Here is a 15,027-nt window from a genome sequence, read left to right as displayed (position 1 = left end):
ATCGACGAGCCTTTGTGGTGGTGGGTATGCCGTGGGGGCGGACCGGCATGGTGCCGACGCCCAGCGCGCACGTCGAGACGTGCACACACCTGATCAAGTGTAATGCCGCGCAACGTGGTGGTCAAATGAGCGCAGGTGTTCGACCGCGCTCAGCGCAGGTCTCGCACGCGCGCGGCCACACCGCTCCCCTCCCCCGTCCGGCGTTCGGCGGTGACGGCGATGATCAGCAGCACCGCGCCCATCACCGCGAGCGTGATCCACCACGGCATCGACTCCACGCCCCGACCGATCTGCACCGAGAACACGAACACGTTCTCGACCGGCAGCACGACGAGACCGAGCAGGAACGGAGCGGCGAGCCGCTCGCGAGAACCCACGAGGATGGCGATCAGCGCGAGCACCATCACGAGGATCGCCCGCCAGGTCAGGGGGTCGGTGAAGGTCGAGACGATAGACGCGATCATCATCGTGACGATGCCCGGCGCGAGCAGCGCCCACGACCCTGTCCAGCGACCCGGCCAGCTGTCGATCGTGGGGCGCGCACCACCCGGCTCCGACGGCTGTCGCCGCAGGGCGATCACCCCGGCGAGCAGGAGAAACGCCCCCAGCGGCAGGGAGAACCACTCGACACGCAGGTCTCGCGGACTCCACGCCACGACAGCGGTCACGAACGCGACCGCGAAGAGGAACCACACCGGCGGCGCCGTGGTCTCGCGCCGAGTCACGCGGTGTGCGATGACGACGGTCGCCACGAGGTAGCCGAGCATCAGCATCCACATCGGCCAGACCGAGAACCAGTCGCGCTCGATGGCGAACCAGGTGCCGACTGCGAGGGCGAATGCCGCAGGGGCTCCGAGCCACCTCGTGGTGCGCAGCACGGAGCGATCGGCGGCCGCGCGTCTGATCCCTCGGCCCGCGAGCATGAGCGCCGCAGCACCCGCGGCGCTGACGCCGACGCAGCAGAGGAAGAGCCCCAGACCGTGCACCGCCGGCAGGTCCCAGCCCAGACCGATGCGGACGCCCTGCAGTGGCCCGACGGTCGCCGCGAGCGCCGCGGCCGCGAGGATCGGGATGCGCAGGGCGCGGACTCGATGCAGGCGGGACCCCGCCCGAACCCGGCCCAGCCGCATCTCCGACACCAGCAGCGCCCACGATGCGGCGAGGAGCCCGACGACCCGCCACGCGACGGCGGGCTGATCGGCATCTGCCCCTGCCACGGCGACGGCCGCGAGCAGCGGAGCGACGGCGATGAGGATGCCTGCGGAGAACAGAGCCGTCGAGCGGCGTCCGCGGAGTGTGAGGAGCAGGCCGACGAGCGCGGCCCCGAGAGTCGGCGGCAGCAGGTACGCCTCGAGCACGTCGACCCCGGCGATCCCCCACGTGCACCACAGGGCACCCGTGAAGGAGGCCCCGGCGACCGCCCACGCATAGCGACGACCGGCGAAGAGCGCGGCGGCCACGGCCCCGAGACCGATGATCAGCAGCACCAGGAGGGCTGTTCCGAGCCCGGCCGCGTCGCGGGCGAGAGCGAGCGCCGTCGCGATCACCCCGGTGAGCAGCGCCGAGGCCTCGATCCCGACGCGAGCGGCTTTCACCGTGCGCGCAGAGTGGCCCCTGGCGAGCAGCACATCACTCACGAGCGACGACGAGGCGAGAGCGAGTGCGACCACGACCGCCACGATCGGCAGGACGATCGGAGACCCGCTCGATGCCAGGAGCTGCGCACCCAGGCAGACGACCACTACGGAGAGCGTGGGCACGAGCATCCCGGCCGCCGTCGTGCGGACCAGCACGGTGAGTCCCGGTCGACGGGTGAGCAGCAGCGTCATCGCCAGCACGAACATCAGCCCCGTCGACAGCGCCGTCCATCCGCTGCGCTCGATGACGACCTGCAGCACCCCGATGCCGAACGGCACCGCCGAGACGACCAGGATCGCCTGCCACGAGCGAGCGCCGATCGCGGGCAGATAGGTCGCGGCTATCGCGACCAGCAGACCCGAGGATGCGGTGAGGCACAGCTGCGCGATGCCGTCGACGCCACTCTCTGCGAGGGCCGTCGCGACCAGGACCAGGCCGTAGGCGAAGCCCGCACCGACGTAGAGGAATCGCCAGCGCGCAGGGCGCACCGCGGCGAGGGCGGCAACGGCGAGAAGCGTCGCCGCGCCCGCCGCCGCGACGCTCGACGGCTCCCGCCAGGCCACCATCACGGCCGAGGCGAGAGCCAGATGAGCGGCGACGAGCAGAATCGGACGGATGCCCCTGCCCGTCATGCTCTTCGGCATCCACCGCAGCATCGCCGAGATCGCGAGCACCATCCCGATCAGCACGACGATCGACGCCGGCAGCACGAGCAGGCCGCCGCAGCCGAGCACGAGCATCGCGACGGCAGCGAAGGCGAGTGCGAGTCGCGAGGCAGGAACGGCGAAGAACCGTATGCCGTCGCGTTCGCGGGCGAGCGAGGCGTAGACGGCCAGGCCACCGCTGACCGCGGCGAGCCCGAGCGGGCCTCCCCAGCCCGCGACGCCTTCGCCGGTGAGTGCGGGGCCCTGTCGGAGGAACGCGATCACTGTCGTCCCGCCGGTGATTCCGGCGAGCATCAGCAGCACGGCTGATGGCACGGCGAGCACGGTCAGCGCGCCCGCGACCGTATATGCGCGAGGCACACGAGACGGCAGCGGCACCAGCACGCCCACCAGCACAAGAGCGACGGATGCCACGGCCGGAGCGATCGCGAAGTGCCACGACATGTCGAGGTCGCGGATGCCGGGCACTCCGTAGACGGCGAGCACCAGCGCCGCGGACCCTGTCGCGCCAGCGGAATACGACCAGAGGGGCCGCAGCATCCGCCGGGCAGCGATCACGGCGTGCACCGCGATGAGGAGCAGCAGTCCGCTCGCCGTCAACAGTGACGTCGTCAGGTCGCCGTCGATGCGCACCAGCAGCAGGAGGGCACTCACAGCGGCGATCAGCTGCACGGCGACGAGCGTGATGCGCTCGACCCTGGGCAGTCTGAGCCACTCGACGATCGCCGCGCCCGCGAAAGCGACCCCGATCGCACCGACGGCACCGGAGAGTGCCGTGCCGCCGGCAGCGCCGAGCATCGCCGGGGCGACCGACAGCGCCACCACCGCGACCCACTGCCAGATCCGGATGCCGAAACGCCTGCCGGCGCCCAGCACCACGAGCGCGGCGCCGGCGGTCGCGACCGCCGCGGTGCCCCACGGGTCGATCTGCGGCGCCGCGAGCTGGGCGACCGCGTGCACGTCGAGGCCCGCGAACACGAGGCCGAGGCCGCCGACCGCTTCGGCGGAGAAACGCAGACCTCGGCGCGACAGCAGCCAGGCTCCGCCGAGGAACAGCATCGTGATCAGCCCGACGATCACGCTGCGCAGAGCGCGGTCGGCGAGGTCGGGGTTGAAGTAGGTGAAGACGATCGCTGCGACGGCGAAGAGCCCTGCCCCGGCCGTCGCCAGCACCGACTGCAGCGTCGCGCTGCTCTGCGGGGATGTCGCGGCGCCCCGCCCACCCGTTCTCGGTGGCGGCGACGACGGCGGCCCGGCCACCCCCGCTGGCGGGGGTGCGTTCGTCACGGGGACGGACACCCGCGCGGTGGCGACCGGCGCAGGAACGGTCGGGACACGACGGAGGGTCTCATCGCGAGCGCGGAGCGCGACGGCAGCCGCGAGTGACGCCTTCCAGATCTCGATGCCGACAGGGCCACGCAGGTCGGAACCGCATCGCGCACAGCATCCGCCGTCCAGTGCCCACTGGCACACCGGGCAGGTGCCGCCATCGAGCAGGTGACGCGCGACGGCTTCACCCCAGGTGATCGACGACGCCTCGACACTCGGGGTCGATGTGGTGGTCATCACTGCTCCTCGGAATCGGGAACCCAGCGCAGGATGTCTCCCGGCTGGCATTCGAGCACGCGGCAGATCGCCTCGAGGGTGGTGAAACGCACTGCCTTGGCCCGACCGTTCTTGAGCACGGCGACGTTCGCCGGCGTGATGCCGATCGCGTCGGCGAAGTCCTGCACACTCATCTTCTTGATCGCGAGCTGCACGTCGAGGTCGATGACTATCGGCATCAGACGACCTCCGACATGTCCTGCTCGAGCTCCAGAGCCTTGCGCAGCAGACCTCGCAGCACGACCACGAGCAGCGCGAGGGCCGCACTGACCACGATTCCCAGCACTGCGAGCAGGGAGAGAGACAGCGACACCGCGCGGCTCGCGACGATCACCAGGTACGACGCGAGGATGACCGCCCCGGCTGCGATGAGCGCGCCGAGGATGATGTCGACGTATCGGAACGCCTCGACACGGAAGATGCGATCGTCCTGCACGAGCGAGAGCAGGAACCAGATGCACACGAGCGTCACCTGGATCAGGGCGAGGAAGAGCACCGCGCCGATGATGCCGGGGACCTCGAGCCAGGCGACGTCGGGATTGCGGACGGCCGTGATGCGGGCCACCTCGGGGATGACCAGGGTCTGGCTCGCCAGCAGGAGTGCGAGCAGAACGATGATCAGCGCCTTGAGAACGCGAGTGACACGTGGATGGATGGTTGCCCTATCGATCGCCAATGGGTATCTATCGAAAAACGATACCCAGTGGGCATGGGTCATGGCCACTCGCGCTCGCAGCTCTCAGCGGATCCGCAGGCAGAGCCGTGGCCGCACGGGCGCCTTTGAGCGGAACGGACCGGGACGGCTACGGCTGATCGGCGTCGAAAGGGGAATCGAGCGAGTCGGTGAGCTCGGCCAGCAGCGCTTCGATCTGCGGTTCGACGTGTTGCGAGATCGCGGCCTGGATGTAGAGGCGGTGACGCAGCAGGATGCCGCAGATCTCGCGGCCGACCATGTTCGCGTACTCGTCGGCGAGGGCCACCTCCTGCCGCAGGGCGACCTTCGCCTCGTCGCTAAGCGGAGGCAGGGGCGGCAGATCGGCAACGGCCTCATCGGCCATGCCCGCGATCGTGAAGAGGAACGGCGCGCCGGGAACGGGCTCGGGGTCGAGCGGCAGTCCGTCGAACTCGGGATCCAGACCGTCAGCCGGGTGGTAGCTGCGCGCCCGGTTCCGCGCGGCCTGCTGATCGAGTTCACGCTGCAGCATCGGCAGGTTCCTGGCGGTGTAGTCCGCCACCGCGTGGTCGACGATCGTCTTGATCCGCGTCGAGAGTCCGTGCTGCACACCGTGCGGAGTGTTCGAACCGATACCCGCCGCCGACAGGATCGGCGACCCCAGGCAGCGTCGGCAGGGCGCGACCCGACCGCGATGGGTCGCCGGCTCCCAGCGCGGCACCCAGCGCAACCAGGCCTCGACGGCCTGGTCGACCTGCGTCTCCAACGAGCGCTCCACACCTAGAGCGTACGGCTCAGGCGCCGCCGACGCGGAGATTTCCGCGTCACGGCGGCGCGTCACTCGTCTTCTTCGCGCTCCCAGGGCCACTGCGGATGCTGAGCGCGCGTGCGCCGCAGCGCGATCCCGCCCCAGGCAGCGATCGCGGCGGCGGCGAGGAGCACCGCGCTCGCTCCCCCGCGCACGAGATCCCCCGCGACGACCGTCGCGACGATGAGGTCGCCGCGTGCGACGGCGACCCCGATCCACACGACGACCAGATGCGCGAGCGCCGTGGCCAGTGCGACCCCCGGCGCCGACACGAACGACGGCTGCACTCGCCGCAGCGACGATCGGAGCGACAGCGCGAATGTCGCCACCGCAGCCAGCATCCCGATCGCACCGGGCAGCGGACCGAGACCTCGGACGGCGATGATGTCGCTGTCGGTGACGACGCTCACCGCACCGAGGCCGAACACCGCGAGAGCGAAGAAGCTGACCGTGGCGAGCACCAGCGCCAGGATGACCGAAACCCCCGCGGACTCGGGTCCACGGGGGTTCGGCGATGACATGTCCGTGACTACCTGGCCAGCGTCGGGCCGGCCTCGAGCGTGCGCTCGTACTCGCGCTGTGCCTCGGCGTTGAGCTCGGTCTTGCGTGCGCCGCTGCGGGCGACCCAGGCTCCGAACCAGATGGTCAGCTCACGGGCGAAGACGAACGCCGCGATGGCGAGCGGGTGGAAGAGCTGCGCGCCGATGAGCTCGCTGCCCTCGCGAGCGGTCAGCAGCCAGAACGGCGCCTCGAAGAGCGCACCGAGGATGTGCGCACCGTAGGCGACGAGGCCGACGAGGATGCCGAAGACCACCCAGAGTCCCCAGCGTCCGCGGTTGATGAACGCTCCGAGCAGCCAGAAGCCGAGGAAGAATCCGACGACCGGAACCCAGTAGCCCCAGGTCATCAGAGGAGCGAGCGCGGCCTCGCCGATGTTCTCGCCCGTGATGTCGCCCGCGACGGCGCGGAGGCCGAGCGTCGCACCCAGGTAGAGGATCGCGAAGGCGATGGTCGCGAGCAGGCCGATGGCGCCCGCAGTGCCGCGGTTGCCGCGTTCGCGGGGCGGCTCGGGAGCCTGGACGAAGATCGGCTGCTGCTGGACCGGAGCGACGACGGGCTCGGCGACCGCCGGCTCCGAAGGGACGATCCGGGTCTCGGCCTGGTCGGACGACGAGTATGCGGCTCCGGCCAGAGCCGACTGATCGTGCGCGGCCGGCGGCGTGTATGCGGCGGTCGCGTCGGCATCCGTGTTCCACGACTTCGTCGTGTCGGCATCCGTGTTCCACGACTTCGTCGTGTCGTCCGCGTCGTCGAGGTACTTCGGGTCGTTGAGCTCCGGCGTCGCGAAGGTGCCGGGGTGCTCGTTCTCGGCAGCCTCGAACGCGGCGACGTCGGGATCGACGACGGGCTCACTCGGTGTCGTGGCCGACGTCTCGTTCGTGGGGTCCGCGGGCGTGCTGTGCACGCCTGCACTCGCTGCAGCGGCGTCGTCGAGTCCAGCGTTCGCGCTGTCGACGACGTCGTTGACGTCTTTCGGCCGCTCGGGCTGGGGAACCTCGGGGTCACTCATGGGTGCGCCTCTCATCGGATGTGTGCTCTGCGAGATTACCGCCGCGCGCCCGCGCCCCGACGGAGGCGTGCCGACGTGTCGCCGAGCCCGTGATCGTGCGCCTCGCTCACCGGACGAGGCATGGCGGCACCGCTAGGGAAGAGTCGAGCGGAGGACGTCGCCGACGAACGAGGCGACGACCGGCACGATCGGCATCGAGAACCAGATCAGCGCACCCACCACCCCGATGCACAGCACTGCGGCGATCCAGCTGATCACCGCGTTCCGCCCCGCGACACGTGTCATGCCCTCACGCTACGACCGCCGGCGCCGTGCCCGGCATCGCAACGCCGGGCGCGATACGACCAGAACCGTCGATCAGCCCTTGGTCGCGCCGGCCGTCAGCCCGCCGACGATGTACCGCTGGAGGAAGAGGAACAGGATCATCACCGGGATGGCTGCCATCACCGCGCCGGCCGAGAACGCCGACCAGTCCGCGTAGCGCGGGTTGGCGACGAGCTTCGTCAGCCCCACGACCAGGGTCTGCTGGTCGACGTCGACGAGCATGACGCTCGCGATCACGTACTCGTTGACCGTGCCGATGAACGACAGCAGCGCGACCACGGCGAGGATCGGCGCGACCAGCGGCAGGATCATCGTGAAGAAGATGCGGGCGTGCCCGGCTCCGTCGATGCGGGCGGCCTCGTCGAGCTCCATCGGGAGCGTGTTGAAGAAGCCGTACATCAGGTAGGTGTTCACGCCGAGCGCGCCACCGAGATACACGAGGATCAGGCCCGTGTGCGTGTTCAGGCCGATGGCGGGGAACCAGTCCCCCAGCGTCGACATCAGCAGGAAGATCGCCACCACGGCGAGCAGCTGCGGGAACATCTGCACCACCACGATCGTGACGAGCCCGATGCGACGACCGGCGAAACGCATGCGCGAGAAGGCATATGCGGCGAGGGCGCCGATGAAGACGGTGACGGCTCCGGTGACCACTGCGATGACCAGCGTGTTCAGGAACCACAGCCCGTAGGGATTCTGCGGATCGCTGAGGATGCGCACGTAGCTGTCGAAGCCGAACGCCGAGAACAGCTGGTTCGAGCCGGTCAGCGTGCCGTTCGGGTTGAGCGACGCCGAGACGACGTACAGCAGCGGGAAGAGAGCGAAGGCGCTCACGACGATGGCGATCACGTGGCGCCATCCGGTGTCTGCGAACCACGCGCCGACGCTGCGACGGCGGGGCGCGAGGTTCTGCGCGACGTCGACGGCGACGGGGCGGGCGGTGCCGGTGTCCGTGGTGCTCATGTCAGTTCAGCTCCTCGAGGGCCTTGGTCTTGCGGAAGCTGATGATCGAGATCGTCGCGACCACGATGAAGATCAGGATGGTGAACGCGGAGGCGAGACCGTAGTCGCGGGACTGACCCGTGAACGCCACCTTGTAGACCATCGAGATCAGGATGTCGGTGTGCCCGACCGGGATGCTGACGTCCTCGAACCGCGGCCCGCCCTTGGTCAGCATGTAGATCAGGTTGAAGTTGTTGAAGTTGAAAGCGAAGGACGAGATCAGCAGCGGCGCGACCGTGACGAGCAGCAGCGGCAGCTTGATGCGGCGGAAGACCTGCCACGGGTTCGCGCCGTCCATCACCGCCGCCTCGTTGACGTCCTCGGGGATGCCCTGCAGGGCGCCCATGCAGACCAGGAACATGTAGGGGAATCCCAGCCAGAGATTGACCAGGAGCACCGACACCTTCGCGAGATTCGGGTCGGTGAGCCACGGGATGTCCGCTCCCCCGAAGATCACCTGGTTGATGAAGCCGAAGCTCTCGTTCATCATGCCCGCCCACACGAGGGCCGACAGGAACGCCGGGAACGCGTACGGGAGGATCAGGATGATCCGGTAGCCGTTGCGGAACCGCATCCGCGTGTTGTTGAAGACCAGGGCGAGCAGCAGCCCGAGGAAGAACGTGGTCGCGACGGAGAGCAGCGCGAACGCGAAGGTCCAGATCGTCACCGAGATGAGCGGACCCCGGATGTTCTCGTCGGTCACCGCGCGCACGAAGTTGTCGAACCCGACGGTGGTCTGCCAGCCCGGCAGCAGCTCGGCGCCGTCCTCGGCGATGAACGACCCCTGCCCGGTGTCGGAGTACACGGCGCCGGTCGTCGTATCGGTGATGGTGTCGGCATCCGCGTCGTACTCGAGCGTCGAGACGTACAGGTAGCCCTTCTGACCGTCCGGAGCGCGCAGGCTGCCGTCGTTGGGGTCGTCGCTGAACGGCACCGAGAGCTTCTCGAGCTCTTCCGACAGGGTGAACACCTTCGCGAGCGGAAGCGTGGTCCATCCGTCGACGGCCGTTGCCTGGCCACCCTGGAAGTCGGCGTCGACCTCTTGCAGGGGCTGCTCAGCAGTGCCGAGCAGCGCGTCACCCGACTCGGGGTCGGTCACGAGCAGGCCGTAGGTGCCGGACTGCTCGACGACCGTGACCGGATAGGTCGCGGAGTCCTCGACGCGCTCCTGGGCGGATGCGAGGAGCGACGAGATCGCCTGGTCCTTCGTGCCGTTGTGCCCGGTGCCGTAGTTCGTGAAGCCGATGTACCCCGTGTACAGCAGGGTGAACACCTGGAAGATGATCAGGAAGATGATGCCAGGGGTCAGGTACTTCGCGGGGATGCGCTTGCGCGAGAAGTAGATGTAGTTGACGAGGACCGTGACGGCGACGACCAGGCCGAGCACCAGCCATTCCTGCTGTCCGAAGAGCACGAACGCCGCGTACAGCGCGATGGCGTCGACGATCGCCAGCAGCAGGATCTTCAGCAGCATCCAGCCGATGGGGCCGGACGCGGCCTCGGCGATCTTCGCCGCCTGGCGCTGGCGCTTGTTCAGTGGAGCCGTGGGCTCTTCGGTCAGTGTCATCTCGTCCCCGTCGTCGAGCTGCCGGGGCGGACGAGGTCCGCCCCGGCAGGGGTTGTGCTGGGTGTCTTACTGGATCGCTGCGGTCACGTCGTCGACGAGCTTCTGCCACGTCGTCGTCGGGTCGGCGCCGTTGATGATCGCGGCCTCGGCCACGCCCCAGAACTCCCAGACCGAACCCATCGCGGGGATCGCGGGCATCGGCACGGCATCGGCACCGACGGCCTGGAAGCCGGCGATGATCGAATCGGCGGCCGCGGTGTCGGCGGCGTCCGTCAGCGCGGGCAGGACGTTGCCGGCCTCGAACAGCGCGAGCTGCACCTCTTCGGTGCCGATGTAGTTCACGAGGAAGTCGTTCGCTGCGACCTTGTTCTTCGACTCGGAGCTCACGAAGAAGCCCTTGACACCGGCGAACGGCGAAGCGGTCTCGCCCGTGGGGCTCGGGATCGGGTCGATCGCGACGTTGATGCCGGCGTCGGTTGCCGCGCCGACGTTCCAGGGGCCGGTCAGCCAGAAGGCCGCCGTGCCGTCGAGGAACTGCTGCTTGGCGATCTCACCGTCGATGTCGGTGTTCAGCGTGCCCGCTGCGCCCTGAGCGGCGAGCCAGTCGGCGAACGCCGTGCCGCCCTCGCTGCCGAGCTGGAGGTCGGCGGAATCGTAGCTGCCCGAGTCGTCGGTGCCGAAGACCGGGGCGCCGAACGCCGTCTGGAACGGGTACAGGTGGTAGGGGTTGCCCTCGGTGCCCTGCTCGACCACGAAGGTGCCCTTCGAGACCATGTCATCGAAGCTCGACGGGGCGGCGGGGACCATGTCGGCGTTGCGCAGCACGGCGATGTTCTCGACCGCGTAGGGAAGCATGTAGACGGTGCCGTCATAGGTCGCGGCCTGCAGGGCTACGGGCAGGTAGTCGGCCGACGAGTCGCCGAGCTCGAGCGGTGCGACGACGCCGTTGGTCGACAGCTCACCGAGCCAGTCGTGAGCGCCCATGACGACGTCGGGCCCCTTGCCGGTCGGCACCTGCTGGATGAAGTCGTCCTTCATGTCGTCGACGGACTTGCCCACGAGCTCGACCTTGACTCCGGTCTTGTCCTCGTAGGAGTCGGCGGCGCTCTGCAGCGCGGCGACGCGCTCGGCGTCGACCCAGACGGTCAGCGTGCCGCTGCTCTCGCCCTCGGCCGAGTCGCCGCCATCGGTCGCGGTCGAGCAACCGGCAAGCGTAAGAGTCGAAACGATCGCGATGACGCCGGCGGCGACGATGCCCCTCTTGTTCACCTTCATTGGTGTGTGCCTCTCTGAAGTGCTGGTGACCTGCGGTACTGCAAGCGCTTACAGTATGCAACGAGATCGACAGGAATGACAACGCAAGAGGCCTTCGATATCAAGCTGTAACCGCGGAATGCAGGACGGCGACCTATGGAAGCGCTTCCAAGTGAGCAGGAAAACGGTGGTGTCGATACACTTTGCTTATGGCTGACAGTTCCTTTGACATCGTCTCGAAAGTGGATCACCAGGAGGCCGAGAACGCCCTGAACCAGGCGCGCAAGGAGATCGAGCAGCGCTACGACTTCAAGGGCACCGGCTCCTCCATCGCCTGGAGCGGCGAGCAGATCCTGATCATCGCCGGCACCGAGGAGCGCGCGAAGGCCGTTCTCGACGTCTTCCAGTCCAAGCTCATCAAGCGCGGAATCTCACTCAAGAGCCTCGAATCGGGCGACCCCTTCGCGAGCGGCAAGGAGTTCCGCATCGTCTCGACCCTCAAGGACGGCATCTCGTCGGAGAACGCGAAGAAGATCAACAAGATCATCCGCGACGAGGGCCCCAAGGGCGTGAAGAGCCAGATCCAGGGCGACGAGCTGCGCGTGCAGTCGAAGAGCCGCGACGACCTGCAGTCCGTGATCTCTCTGCTCAAGAGCTCAGACCTCGATCTCGACCTGCAGTTCATCAACTACCGCTGACCTCTCAGATCTCAGGGGGACGGATGCCGAGGCATCCGTCCCCCTTCTTTATGCCCGCTGATCCCATTCCGATATATGGGCCGCAGTGCCCGAGACTGGATGCAGTCGCGTCCCGAACGCGACAGACGATGCGGCGATGCATGACGCGCTGCCGAACCACGGCTCCGCGCTTCGCGGATCGCGGTTCCCGCCTTGTGGGGACTGGGCGCAGTGCAGCTCCGTGCACGCCATCGTCTGTGGCCGGCGGGTGTCCCAACACCCGTCGGCCACAGAAAACCACCCGTACTGAACTCTGCGACGACGCCCCGAGGGCGAGCGCCGATGCGCTCGCCCGAAAACTCGTCTGTGGATTATTGGCATCGCGATCGACTTCGTGATGTAGTGGCCGTCCGGGCACATCATGGGGAGCCCGGATCTGGAAAGCAACTGGGGGCAATCCATGAACAACAACAGCTCGATGACGAGTGTCAGAGAGAGCAAGCAGCTCTTGGCGGAGGAGGTTTTTCAGCACATAGGCGCGCAGATCGTCGACGGTGTGCTGGAGCCGGGGTATCGAATCCGCGATGTCGATGTCGCTGAAGAACTGCACGTGTCGCGGACTCCGGTGCGAGAGGCGTTACAGCGCCTCGAGCGTCTCGGGCTCGTGACGATGTACCCGAGCAGATACACCGAGGTCACCGCGGTCACTCCCGAGACCGTCGAGCAGACGCTCGAGTTCGCGGGCTATCAGGCCGGGATCGCGGCGCGCATGGGCGTCGCGCGCATGAGCCAGGAAGAGCGCGAGAGCCTGGCGGAACTCGTCGAAGAGATGTACACGGCCCTCGATGACGACGTGCACATCTCCAACACCCGGTGGGCGGTGTTCTCGTTTCTCAGCGCACGAAGTCGAAACCTGCAGCATCAGGTGCTGATCAACGACGCGAGCATGGCGCTGTTCCGCAACCTCCGCGGCTGGAGCGTGCCCGAGAACGACCGGGAGCGCATGCTCCAGGTCTATCGGAGCTTCCATGACGCGGTGCTGCGCGGCGATGCCGACGATGCCGAGCGCCAGGCGCGCCTGATGCACTACGTCTGAGGGCTAGTTCTGAGCGCGGTCAGCGCGCGGCCGTCCAGCCTCTGACCCACCGGTCGAGGCGCCGATACGCTTCCTCTCTCGCCTCATGGCGAGAGAGGAATACGTCGTGCAGGGCTCCGTCGATGCGCTCGACAGTGACGGACGGGCCGAGCTTGAGCGCCGCCCGCGCGATGTCGTCGACGACCAGAACCGAGTCTGCTCTGGTGAGATCCTCGGACCATCGCGTAGGCGTCGCCGATCGTGCCGACAGCAGCACGCACACGGCCGCGTCGATCGACAGCCCTGCCGAGACCTGGGCATGACCGGAGAGGATCGCGTGGAACCATCCTGCATGCACGGCCATCGTCTGCGCCGGCCGCCACAACAGGTTCACCTCGACAGGATCCTCGGGGTCGGCGACCTCCTGCTGTGCGCGCGTGTAGAACCCGAGATCGACCTGCGGGGCGACCTCTCGCGGAGCCCACCGCGCCTGCAGCTCGGCCATCGGCGCGATCAGCGGGCGGGCCGAGGCGACCTGGAACTCGAGCCACGGGCTGTTCAGGATCACCGCATCCGCCGTCTCGGGGTGCCGCGATGCCCACAGGCTCAGGATCAGCCCACCGGTCGAGTGGCCGAGAAGCACCAGGCTGCGCGGGGATGCAGTGACCTCGGACCCGCGGCCCATCGCGTGCAGCGCGGCAGCGATGTCGTCGTCGTACGCGACGAGGTCGGTGATGTAGCCAGGAGTCTGGCCGTCGCGCAGGCTGCGTCCGTACTTGCGCAGGTCGAGAGCGAAGAAGCGTGCACCCCGCGAGGTCCAGAAGCGCGCGAGCCGCTTCTGGAAGAAGTAGTCCGACCAGCCGTGAACGTAGAGCACGTCGACGTCATCGAGCGGAAGACGACGACCGCTCACGCGATGCCACCAGGGCAGCTCCCTCGGCAGCGCTCTCACGAGAGTGGCGAACAGCGGGCCCTCGTCATCTTCGCCGAGTTCGAGCGTGAGCTGCTCGAACTCGTCGCCGAGAACGTCCGGTATCCACTCAGCCATGCCGCCAGGCTAGCCGACGGCGTGCGGGCTACTCGGGAGCGGTGTGTCCGACCGTGAGGTTGCGCACGACCGTCTGTGCCAGCGGAGCCGGGTCGGCGGCACCGGATCCGCTGTCATACGTCATCAATCGAATCCAGTCGAGGCCGACGCGCACGTCGAGGATGTTCTCACCGCGCTCGCCCATGCTGGCCTTGGCGGCATCCGCTCCTTCGACCTCGACGGGGTCGCCATCGAGCCTCTCGAACGCCCAGGCTCCTGCGGGGAGCGTCGTGAGCATCAGATAGCTCGGTCCTTCGTACTCGCTTCCTGCCGACGTGAAGTAGCAGATGCGTGAGCCGTTGACGACCTCGTACACCTCAGCAGGGATCCCCCATCCGCCGAAGGCGGTGAAGAGAGTCGCGTCCGACACTCCGAACGCGGCGTTCACCTGCTCCGGCGTGACGAAGCGCTCGCACGGAGCACCGACGATCTCGCTGTCGACGTACTCGACCTCCCGCGTGCTCGACGCCGCCGAGGCAGCGATGCGCCGCAGCGCTTCCTCGATGCGGGCGGTGTCGCCCGTGCCGAGATCGGGGTCGACGACGGTGGCCGACAGCAGCACGTCTCCGTCGGGCAGCTCGAACCCGCAGCGTCCGCCCTCGCAGCTGGCCGCTTCGCCCCAGAAGCCCTGGCGCTCGGTCGCACCCGCGATCACCGTCTGTGCGTCAGGAACGATCGTGACCTCCCAGTTGCGCTCCGTGTCGCCGGTCGAGCAGGCGATGCCTCCGGCCCGCTGGAACATGTGCTGCGCGGGCCCGGGAAGCCAGCTCATCGCCGACACCAGTGACAGCACCGGCTCGACCGGCGTCGACGGCTCGCCCAGGAGCTCTGCCATCGTGGCGGCGACGTCGTCGCAGCTCACATCGAACGCGCTCTCAGGCTCGACTGCGGGCTCGGGGGTCGGGGTCCCCGTCGGCGTCGCCGAGGCGGACGCCGACGGCGAGCCCGTGGGCTTCGGTGTCGGCTCGGCCGTGCACCCCGAGACGAGCAGCAGGGCGGCCGTGCCGAAGACGATCAGAGAGCGCAGTCGCATCCACCCAGCCTAGGGACGCTCACTCTCCGACGCGCGAGGTGCGGACAAC

At 68.3% G+C, this 15,027-nt stretch carries 14 protein-coding genes; 2 read left to right on the top strand and 12 right to left on the bottom strand.

Annotated elements, in window-relative coordinates; translation table 11 throughout:
• Positions 1 to 149 precede the first annotated feature (149 nt).
• The 10 genes from ACIOU8_RS06800 to ACIOU8_RS06755 all read right to left on the bottom strand — a co-directional run bounded on the left by ACIOU8_RS06800 (position 150) and on the right by ACIOU8_RS06755 (position 11,127).
• A complete protein-coding gene (locus ACIOU8_RS06800; protein WP_400787394.1) occupies positions 150 to 3,869 on the bottom strand; it encodes an SCO7613 C-terminal domain-containing membrane protein in 3,720 nt (1,239 codons plus the stop codon).
• Positions 3,869 to 4,087: a helix-turn-helix transcriptional regulator gene (locus ACIOU8_RS06795; protein ID WP_140037917.1), complete on the bottom strand. Its 219-nt coding sequence runs from the start codon at positions 4,085 to 4,087 to the stop codon at positions 3,869 to 3,871. Before ACIOU8_RS06795 ends, ACIOU8_RS06800 begins: the two co-directional genes overlap by 1 nt.
• Complete coding sequence (locus ACIOU8_RS06790) at positions 4,087 to 4,584, bottom strand: DUF2975 domain-containing protein (protein ID WP_400787391.1); 498 nt, start codon at positions 4,582 to 4,584, stop codon at positions 4,087 to 4,089. The genes ACIOU8_RS06795 and ACIOU8_RS06790 overlap by 1 nt, the downstream gene beginning before the upstream one ends.
• A gap of 127 nt (positions 4,585 to 4,711) precedes the next feature.
• Positions 4,712 to 5,359 carry a spermidine/putrescine ABC transporter substrate-binding protein gene (locus tag ACIOU8_RS06785; protein WP_400787390.1) on the bottom strand — a complete coding sequence of 216 codons (648 nt, stop codon included), beginning with the start codon at positions 5,357 to 5,359 and terminating at the stop codon, positions 4,712 to 4,714.
• A 59-nt stretch (positions 5,360 to 5,418) separates the two neighbouring features.
• Entirely contained in the window at positions 5,419 to 5,910 is a 492-nt protein-coding gene (locus ACIOU8_RS06780; RefSeq protein WP_400787388.1) for a hypothetical protein, read from the bottom strand.
• An 8-nt stretch (positions 5,911 to 5,918) separates the two neighbouring features.
• Positions 5,919 to 6,959: an ABC transporter gene (locus ACIOU8_RS06775; RefSeq protein ID WP_400787386.1), complete on the bottom strand. Its 1,041-nt coding sequence runs from the start codon at positions 6,957 to 6,959 to the stop codon at positions 5,919 to 5,921.
• A 132-nt stretch (positions 6,960 to 7,091) separates the two neighbouring features.
• The gene (locus ACIOU8_RS06770; protein WP_400787383.1) at positions 7,092 to 7,244 is read right to left on the bottom strand and encodes a hypothetical protein; all 153 of its coding nucleotides are present in this window, start codon (positions 7,242 to 7,244) and stop codon (positions 7,092 to 7,094) included.
• A 72-nt stretch (positions 7,245 to 7,316) separates the two neighbouring features.
• Positions 7,317 to 8,246 (bottom strand): sugar ABC transporter permease, encoded by a 930-nt coding sequence (locus tag ACIOU8_RS06765; RefSeq protein WP_400787381.1) that lies wholly within the window; start codon positions 8,244 to 8,246, stop codon positions 7,317 to 7,319.
• A gap of 1 nt (position 8,247) precedes the next feature.
• Positions 8,248 to 9,852 (bottom strand): ABC transporter permease subunit, encoded by a 1,605-nt coding sequence (locus ACIOU8_RS06760; RefSeq protein ID WP_400787378.1) that lies wholly within the window; start codon positions 9,850 to 9,852, stop codon positions 8,248 to 8,250.
• Between the two features lie 66 nt (positions 9,853 to 9,918).
• On the bottom strand, positions 9,919 to 11,127 hold the full coding sequence (locus ACIOU8_RS06755) for an extracellular solute-binding protein (protein ID WP_400787377.1): 1,209 nt from the start codon (positions 11,125 to 11,127) through the stop codon (positions 9,919 to 9,921).
• Positions 11,128 to 11,315: 188 nt separating this feature from the next.
• On the opposite strand from ACIOU8_RS06755, the gene ACIOU8_RS06750 reads away from it, so the two are divergent.
• Both ACIOU8_RS06750 and ACIOU8_RS06745 read left to right on the top strand, forming a co-directional pair.
• Complete coding sequence (locus tag ACIOU8_RS06750; RefSeq protein WP_400787374.1) at positions 11,316 to 11,804, top strand: YajQ family cyclic di-GMP-binding protein; 489 nt, start codon at positions 11,316 to 11,318, stop codon at positions 11,802 to 11,804.
• Positions 11,805 to 12,243: 439 nt separating this feature from the next.
• Positions 12,244 to 12,879 (top strand): GntR family transcriptional regulator, encoded by a 636-nt coding sequence (locus ACIOU8_RS06745; protein ID WP_400787371.1) that lies wholly within the window; start codon positions 12,244 to 12,246, stop codon positions 12,877 to 12,879.
• A gap of 19 nt (positions 12,880 to 12,898) precedes the next feature.
• On the opposite strand, the gene ACIOU8_RS06740 is transcribed toward ACIOU8_RS06745, so the two are convergent.
• Entirely contained in the window at positions 12,899 to 13,906 is a 1,008-nt protein-coding gene (locus ACIOU8_RS06740; RefSeq protein WP_400787369.1) for an alpha/beta hydrolase, read from the bottom strand.
• Between the two features lie 28 nt (positions 13,907 to 13,934).
• On the bottom strand, positions 13,935 to 14,978 hold the full coding sequence (locus tag ACIOU8_RS06735) for a hypothetical protein (RefSeq protein ID WP_400787368.1): 1,044 nt from the start codon (positions 14,976 to 14,978) through the stop codon (positions 13,935 to 13,937).
• Between the last annotated feature and the right edge of the window lie 49 nt (positions 14,979 to 15,027).

The sequence above is a fragment of the Microbacterium sp. NPDC087589 genome (assembly GCF_044743635.1).
Lineage (GTDB): Bacteria > Actinomycetota > Actinomycetes > Actinomycetales > Microbacteriaceae > Microbacterium.
Note: the sequence above shows the minus strand (reverse complement) of the source record. Positions and strands in the feature narration are given on the sequence as shown.

Coding starts and splice junctions, on each gene's coding strand:
- ACIOU8_RS06780 (WP_400787388.1), bottom strand. CDS start 5,910: ATGTCATCGCCGAACCCCCGTGGACCCGAGTCCGCGGGGGTTTCGGTC.
- ACIOU8_RS06795 (WP_140037917.1), bottom strand. CDS start 4,087: ATGCCGATAGTCATCGACCTCGACGTGCAGCTCGCGATCAAGAAGATG.
- ACIOU8_RS06745 (WP_400787371.1), top strand. CDS start 12,244: ATGAACAACAACAGCTCGATGACGAGTGTCAGAGAGAGCAAGCAGCTC.
- ACIOU8_RS06740 (WP_400787369.1), bottom strand. CDS start 13,906: ATGGCTGAGTGGATACCGGACGTTCTCGGCGACGAGTTCGAGCAGCTC.
- ACIOU8_RS06800 (WP_400787394.1), bottom strand. CDS start 3,869: ATGACCACCACATCGACCCCGAGTGTCGAGGCGTCGTCGATCACCTGG.
- ACIOU8_RS06755 (WP_400787377.1), bottom strand. CDS start 11,127: ATGAAGGTGAACAAGAGGGGCATCGTCGCCGCCGGCGTCATCGCGATC.
- ACIOU8_RS06760 (WP_400787378.1), bottom strand. CDS start 9,852: ATGACACTGACCGAAGAGCCCACGGCTCCACTGAACAAGCGCCAGCGC.
- ACIOU8_RS06775 (WP_400787386.1), bottom strand. CDS start 6,959: ATGAGTGACCCCGAGGTTCCCCAGCCCGAGCGGCCGAAAGACGTCAAC.
- ACIOU8_RS06735 (WP_400787368.1), bottom strand. CDS start 14,978: ATGCGACTGCGCTCTCTGATCGTCTTCGGCACGGCCGCCCTGCTGCTC.
- ACIOU8_RS06750 (WP_400787374.1), top strand. CDS start 11,316: ATGGCTGACAGTTCCTTTGACATCGTCTCGAAAGTGGATCACCAGGAG.
- ACIOU8_RS06765 (WP_400787381.1), bottom strand. CDS start 8,246: ATGAGCACCACGGACACCGGCACCGCCCGCCCCGTCGCCGTCGACGTC.
- ACIOU8_RS06770 (WP_400787383.1), bottom strand. CDS start 7,244: ATGACACGTGTCGCGGGGCGGAACGCGGTGATCAGCTGGATCGCCGCA.